The sequence below is a fragment of the Stenotrophomonas geniculata ATCC 19374 = JCM 13324 genome, assembly GCF_001431625.1.
Lineage (GTDB): Bacteria > Pseudomonadota > Gammaproteobacteria > Xanthomonadales > Xanthomonadaceae > Stenotrophomonas > Stenotrophomonas geniculata.
Genome location: NZ_LLXT01000088.1, coordinates 42327 through 48554 on the forward strand (window position 1 = coordinate 42327; position 6228 = coordinate 48554).

At 68.8% G+C, this 6228-nt stretch carries 7 protein-coding genes; 2 read left to right on the plus strand and 5 right to left on the minus strand.

Translation table 11 applies throughout. The features are described 5' to 3' along the window. Nucleotides 1–3: 3 nt before the first annotated feature. A complete protein-coding gene (locus ARC63_RS07050; RefSeq protein WP_029379718.1) occupies nt 4–879 on the plus strand; it encodes an EamA family transporter in 876 nt (291 codons plus the stop codon). A 78-nt stretch (nt 880–957) separates the two neighbouring features. Here the strand turns inward: ARC63_RS07050 and ARC63_RS07055 are convergent, their stop codons facing one another. The 4 genes from ARC63_RS07055 to ARC63_RS07070 all read right to left on the minus strand — a co-directional run bounded on the left by ARC63_RS07055 (nt 958) and on the right by ARC63_RS07070 (nt 4243). Continuing rightward, nucleotides 958–1695, minus strand: coding sequence for an endonuclease/exonuclease/phosphatase family protein (locus ARC63_RS07055; protein WP_008267450.1), 738 nt, complete (start codon nt 1693–1695; stop codon nt 958–960). 53 nt (nt 1696–1748) lie between these two features. Next, nucleotides 1749–2579: a thiol:disulfide interchange protein DsbA/DsbL gene (locus ARC63_RS07060; RefSeq protein ID WP_010480908.1), complete on the minus strand. Its 831-nt coding sequence runs from the start codon at nt 2577–2579 to the stop codon at nt 1749–1751. Nucleotides 2580–2685: 106 nt separating this feature from the next. Further along, nucleotides 2686–3336, minus strand: a complete 651-nt coding sequence (locus tag ARC63_RS07065) for a thiol:disulfide interchange protein DsbA/DsbL (RefSeq protein WP_010480907.1) — start codon at nt 3334–3336, stop codon at nt 2686–2688. A gap of 106 nt (nt 3337–3442) precedes the next feature. Continuing rightward, nucleotides 3443–4243: a c-type cytochrome gene (locus ARC63_RS07070; protein ID WP_010480905.1), complete on the minus strand. Its 801-nt coding sequence runs from the start codon at nt 4241–4243 to the stop codon at nt 3443–3445. 156 nt (nt 4244–4399) lie between these two features. Here ARC63_RS07070 and yihA point away from each other — a divergent pair, with 156 nt between their 5' ends. Beyond that, entirely contained in the window at nt 4400–5002 is a 603-nt protein-coding gene (gene yihA, locus ARC63_RS07075) for a ribosome biogenesis GTP-binding protein YihA/YsxC (RefSeq protein ID WP_057502895.1), read from the plus strand. 108 nt (nt 5003–5110) lie between these two features. Here yihA and ARC63_RS07080 read toward each other — a convergent pair whose 3' ends face one another. Then, on the minus strand, nt 5111–6085 hold the full coding sequence (locus ARC63_RS07080; protein ID WP_010480902.1) for an MBL fold metallo-hydrolase: 975 nt from the start codon (nt 6083–6085) through the stop codon (nt 5111–5113). Nucleotides 6086–6228 lie beyond the last annotated feature (143 nt).

Here is a 6228-nt window from a genome sequence, read left to right on the forward strand (position 1 = left end):
CGCATGCAGACCTCACGACTCGCGCCGATGTTGCCGGCGCTGGCGGTACTCGGCTCGGTCACCTCGCTGGCCATCGGCACCTCCTACGCAAAACACCTGTTCCCGCTGATCGGCGCCCAGGGCACCAGCGCGCTGCGTGTGGGCTTCTCGGCACTGTTGCTGCTGATGTTCTGGCGGCCATGGCGCTGGAAGACCAGCCGCGTGGACGCGATCACCATCCTGCGCTACGGGCTCACCCTGGGCCTGATGAACCTGCTGTTCTACATGGCCCTGCGCACGATTCCCTTCGGCATCGCGGTGGCCATCGAGTTCACCGGGCCGCTGACGGTGGCGATGCTGTCGTCACGACGCCCCATCGACTTCGTCTGGGTGGGCTGCGCGGTGGTGGGTTTGTTGCTGCTGCTGCCGCTGGGCGGTGGCCCGGCGCTGGATCCGGCTGGCGTGCTGTATGCGATGGGCGCAGCGGCGTGCTGGGGCCTGTACATCGTGTTCGGCAAGCGTGCCGGTCATCTGCACGCTGGGCACTCGGTCTCGCTGGGGCTGCTGGCCGCGTCGCTGGTGGTGGTGCCGGTGGGCGTGGTGCATGCCGGCGCCGCGCTGCTCGAGCCGAAGATCCTGGCGGCCGGCCTGCTGGTGGCGCTGGTCTCCAGTGCGATTCCGATGTCGCTGGAAATGATGGCGCTCAAGCGCCTGCCGAAGGAAACGTTCGGCATCCTGATCAGCATGGAACCGGCGGTGGCCGCGTTGTGGGCGATGCTGCTGCTGCACGAGCACCTGCATGGATTGCAGTGGCTGGCGATCGGCTGCACGGTGCTGGCCTCGGTGGGCAGCACGATGACCGCGCGGCGGTTGAAGGTGCCGGTGGTGCAGGCCGGGTAGCGGCGGAGAGCGTGCGGACCAACGGTCCGCACCCACCAGAGCGGCGTGCCAACCAAGGTTGGCACCTGCCAGGAGCGTTCAGCGCAGGGCGTCAGCCGGGACGTCGATTGCCATCGCCAGGGCGAGGTGATCGGAGAATGCGGCCGGTACGGCTTCCACGGTGCGGGTCTGCAGGCCACTGCTGACCAGGATGTGGTCGATGGCGCGGTCGGGGCGCCAGCTGGGGAAGGTCGGCACGATGCAGCCCGGGGGCTGCAGCCGGGTCTTCTGGTACAGCACCTGCATTTCCGGGCGCTCGGCCAGGCAGTTGAAGTCACCCATCAACACGGCGTTCGGGTGGTCGGACAACAGCTCGGCGATGAAGCCCAGCTGTGACATCCGCGAGCCTGCACCCAGCGACAGATGGGCCACCGCCACCGCCAGGCCGTCGGCGCCATCGCCGAACTTGGCCAGCAGCACGCCGCGCCCGCCGATACGGCCGGGCAGGGCGTGGTCCTGCACTTCCACCGGTTCCAGCTTGCTCAGCAGGCCGTTTGCGCTGGAGGCGACCCCACCCATGCGCCGGTTCGGCTGGTGGCTCCAGTAGTTGAAGCCGGCACGCTGGGCCAGGTAGTGGGTCTGGTTGGTGAAGCCCGAGCGCAGGCTGCCCGGGTCGGCCTCCTGCAGGCCGACGATGTCATGTTCGCGCGCCAGGGTGGCGATCGCGTCCAGGCTGCTGCGCTTGCGACCCGCCGGCAGCGCATGTGACCAGCTGCGGGTCACATAGTCGCTGTAGCGGCGGGTACTTGAGCCGGCCTGGATGTTGGCCGTCAGCAAGCGCAGGGTCCGTGTACGGGGGGAATTCACGGCCGGGAAACGCTTCTCTTGGATCAGTGAGCCTGGGCCGCACCGCGTTCGCGGGCGATCAGGTGGTCGGCGATGCGCAGCATGTCCGGGAAGCTCTTGCCCTTCACCAGGTACTTGCCGTTGACGATGATCGACGGGGTGCCGCTGATCTGGCTGCGCTGGGCGAACTGCTTGGCCGAGTTGGTCTTGGCATTTACTGCGAAGCTGCCCATGGTGGCGGCGAACTGCTTCGGATCCACGCCGTAGGCACCGTAGAACTTGGCGATGTCGTCAACCGAATCGGTGCCGCGCTCACCCTTCAGGGTCTTCTGCGAATGGATGGCAGCGTACAGGGCTTCGTGGGTCTTCTCCTGCACACCCAGGGTCTGCGCGGCGTAGAAGGCACGGGCGTAGTTGTCCCAGGTGCCGCCGAACATGGCCGGCACGTAGACGAAGTTCACATCGCTCGGCAGGCCGGCCTTCCACGGGCCGACCAGCGGCTGGAACGCGGCGCAGGCCGGGCAGACGTAGCCGAAGATCTCGGTCACTTCGATCTTGCCGGCGGCCGGCTGGAACGGCTGGCCGTTCGGGATCACCTGGTAGTCGGCGCCTTCCACCGGGGCCGGGCCGGTCAGCGCGGCGGTGGTCGGGGCTGGTGCAGCGGCCGGGGCGGCTTCAGCCGCGGCCTTCTCGCCTTCGGCAGCGGCCGGTGCGGCGCCTTCGGTACCCGCGGCCGGCGCAGCCGGTTCGGTGGTCGCCGGAGCTGCAGCCGGTTCGGCCGGGGCCGCGGTGGTGTTGGTGCTGCCGTCGTCGGCCTTGCAGGCAGCCAGGATTGGCAGCAGCGCTGCGAGGGCGAGGGCGTAACGGATCTTCATGGAAACGTCTCCAGCATCTGGAAAGGTGGGGCCGGCGTCATGCGCCGGCCAGGGGGAAATGATGACACGCGGCGGCGACAGCGCCGTGTCGGTGGTGGGTGTTGGTTCAGCGGCCGCGGGCGGCGCGGGCCTGGGCGATCAGCGCCGAGGCGATGCGCAGCTGGTCATCGAAGCTGTCGCCACGCACCAGGTACTGGCCGTTGATGATCAGCGCCGGGGTCCCCGGGATCCTGGTGCGCTGGGCGAACGCGCGGGCGGCATCGACCTTCTTCTGTACGGCATCGCCGCGCAGGGCCTGCAGGTAACGGTCCGGGGTCACGCCGTAGGCCTTGTAGAAGGTGGCGAGCTCATCGGCCGAAACGTTCTGCATCGGCAGCGAGCCGTCCTGGTGCAGGGCCTTGAACACGGCGCCGTGGCTGCGCTTGGCCACGCCGACTTCGTCGGCGGCGTAGTAGGCCAGGGCCCAGGCGTCCCAGGCGCCGCCGAAGGCCGCCGGAACCGGGGTGAAGCGTACGTCGGCCGGCAGCTTGGCTGCCCAGGCTTCCAGCTGCGGCTCGAAACGGGCGCAGTGCGGGCAGGTGTAGCCGAAGACTTCGACCACCTCGATCTTGCCGGCCAGCGGCTGGAACGGGCCCGGCTGGGCGATGCGCTCGTAGTCTTTGCCCTCGACCAGCGGGGCATTGGCAGGGGTTGCGGCGCAGGCCACCAGCGGCAGCAGCACCAGCACAGACAACAGCAGGCGGGAAATCAACCTCATCGACACGCATCTCCGTTGAAAAAAGCAACGCCGGCGCGGTCGCCGGCGTGAAGGAAACATACCGCAGGCGAGGGCCGCGGTGGCGGCCCCGGCCGACCAATGGTGGTCAGGGGGCGGCAGCCGGTTGTGCCGGCGTGGTGGCAACGGCCACGTCGTCGGCCTTGTTGTGCAGACCCTGCAGGTAGCTCGACAGTGCCTGCACCTCCTGCTCGCTCAGCTTCTGCGCGACCGTGGCCATGATCTGGAAGTGCGCCTTGTCGGTTTCGTTGGTCTGGCCGGCCTGGTATTCCTGCAGGCGGCGCGCGACATAGCTGGCGTGCTGGCCACCAATGTGCGGATAGGCCGGGCCGGGATTACCGGCGCCGCTGGGGCCGTGGCAGGCCATGCAGGCCGGCAGGCCGCGCTTGGCGTCGCCGCCGCGGTACAGCTGCTGGCCGATCTCGTAGAACTTCATGCCCTTGTAGGGGCCGTCGGTGACCGCCGTGTCATCGGCGATGCCGGCGGTGGCCTTCTGGGTGGCGAAGAACGCGCCGATGTCGCGCATGTCCTGCGGGGTGAGGTTCTGCACGAACGGCACCATCGCCACCGCCGCACCGGAGCTGCGCTGGCCGTTGGCGATCAGGGCCATCTGCTGGGCGACGTAGCGTTCGCTCTGGCCGGCGATGGACGGGTACATCTCCACTGTGGAATTGCCGTCGGCGCCGTGGCAGGCCGCGCAGGCCGAGGCCTTGGTCTGGCCGGCCTTGGCGTCGCCCCAGGTGGTCTTGCTGAAATCCACTTCCAGCGAGGCGGTGCGGATCGGCCCGTTGTCGGGCAGCGGGGTCAACGTGGTCTGCGCGAACGCAGCAGCGGCAACGACTACAGCAGTGGCAAGGGCGGATACGGCAAGAACGCGAGCGTGGCGCATGCTGAAGCTCCGTATGGACCGGGCCGGGCGGTGGCCGCCGGCGTCGCCCGGATTATCAACGCCGTTTCCTCGCACGGTCAACGCAGCACTGCAGCAAAATGCCCGCAACGGCCGCCGGCACGGGCGCGCGGCGCCGCAACATGCGATCCTAGGCACATGTCATTGCTCATCGAACGCGCCCGTTACCACCTTTCGGCCCACAACGTGCGGCAGCTGCCGCCCGACGAAGGGGCCGAAGTGGCCTTCGCCGGCCGCTCCAACGCCGGCAAGTCCAGTGCGCTCAACGCGCTGACCCGCCAGAACGCCCTGGCCCGTGTCTCCAAGACCCCCGGCCGTACCCAGCAGCTGGTGTTCTTCCAGGTCACCCCGGAAGCGCATCTGGTCGACCTGCCCGGTTACGGCTACGCCAAGGTGCCGCTGGACCTGCAGGCGCACTGGCAGGCCTTCATCGACAGGTATTTCCGCACCCGCGAAGCCTTGAAGGGCCTGGTGGTGGTGATGGATATCCGCCATCCGCTGAAGGACTACGACCGGCAGATGCTGTCCTATGCCGTGCAGCGTGGCCTGCCGGCGCACGCGCTGCTGACCAAGGCCGACAAGCTCAGCCGCAGCCAGCAGATGCAGTCCCTGCAGAAGGTGCGCAAGGAGCTGCAATCGGCCCATGGCGACAGCGTGAGCGTGCAGGTGTTCTCCGGCGAAGACCGTACCGGTGTGGACGAAGCCCGCGGCGTGATCGGCGGCTGGTTGGGGCTGGAGTAAGGCATCCCCTGCCTTCCTGTAGAGCCGAGCCTACGCTCGGCTGCCGCGCGCAGCGCGGCCAGGCCCAGGTTGCCGAGCATGGGCTCGGCTCTACAAGGGCTCATCGGCTCATTTCAACGGCGAATACTCCGCCGGCACCCACGCATAGGCCTTGCCCTCGCCACGCACGTGGCCCAGGCCGGGGAACGGCAGGTGCGCACCGGCCACCCACCAACCGTTGGCGGTGGCCTGCTGCAGCAGCCCGCGACGGCTGGCGATGGCCGCCTTGCGGTCCGAATCGGCCTCGAATGCCGCCTCCGGGTGCGCGAACTGCACCGCATGGAAGTGCAGCACATCGCCCCATACCAGCAGTGACTCGCCCTGGCTGTCGAACCGGTAGGAGACATGGCCGGGCGTATGGCCATGGGTGTCCATCGCCACCGCGCCACCGGGCAGGGCATCGCCGGGGCTGAAGGTGCGCAGGTGGCCGCTGGCCTGGTACGGCGCGACCGCGTTGCGCGCCAACGGGAAGGCGAAGCGCACGCCCTTCGGTGCGGTGGCCTCGCTGGCCGGGTTGAGCCAGTAATCGGCATCGGCCTTGGACAGCCACACCGTGGCATTGGGATAGGCCGGCTTGCCCTGCGCGTCGAGCACCCCGCACAGATGGTCCGGATGGGCGTGGGTCAGCAGCACCTCGTCCACCTCGGCCGGGTCCACGCCGGAGGCGCGCAGATTGCCCAGCACCTGGCCCAGGCCGGGGCCAAAGCACTGCGCGGTGCCGGTATCGACCAGGGTCAGGTGGTTGCCTTGGCGGATCAGGAACGCGTTGATCGCTGTCTGCAGGCCTTTCTTGTCCTCAGGTACGTAGCGGCCTTCCAGCAGGCGGCTGACCAGCGTCGGCGGCACGTCCACTACTTCCTGCCGGCCCAGCGCGACCACTCCGTCGAACAGGGCGGTGACCTGCAGTGCGCCGACGCGCTGGTGATAGACGCCAGGCACCTGCTGGGTGGGGGCGGGTGAAGTAGCCTCGGCCAGCGCGGCCAGCGGCAGGGACGACAGGGCCAGCAGCAGGGCGGAGCGCAGGGGCAGGTGGCGCAGGGTCATGGTGGTTCTCGGTGGATGACGGGTGGTTCCGTTGGCCTAGCGTGCCGTGGCTGGCGTGTGCGCGGCGCTCAAACCACTACGTGGAATGCTCAGGGAAGGGGGGGGGCTGCAGGGCTGCGCCCTGCACCCGCAGAGGCAACGGC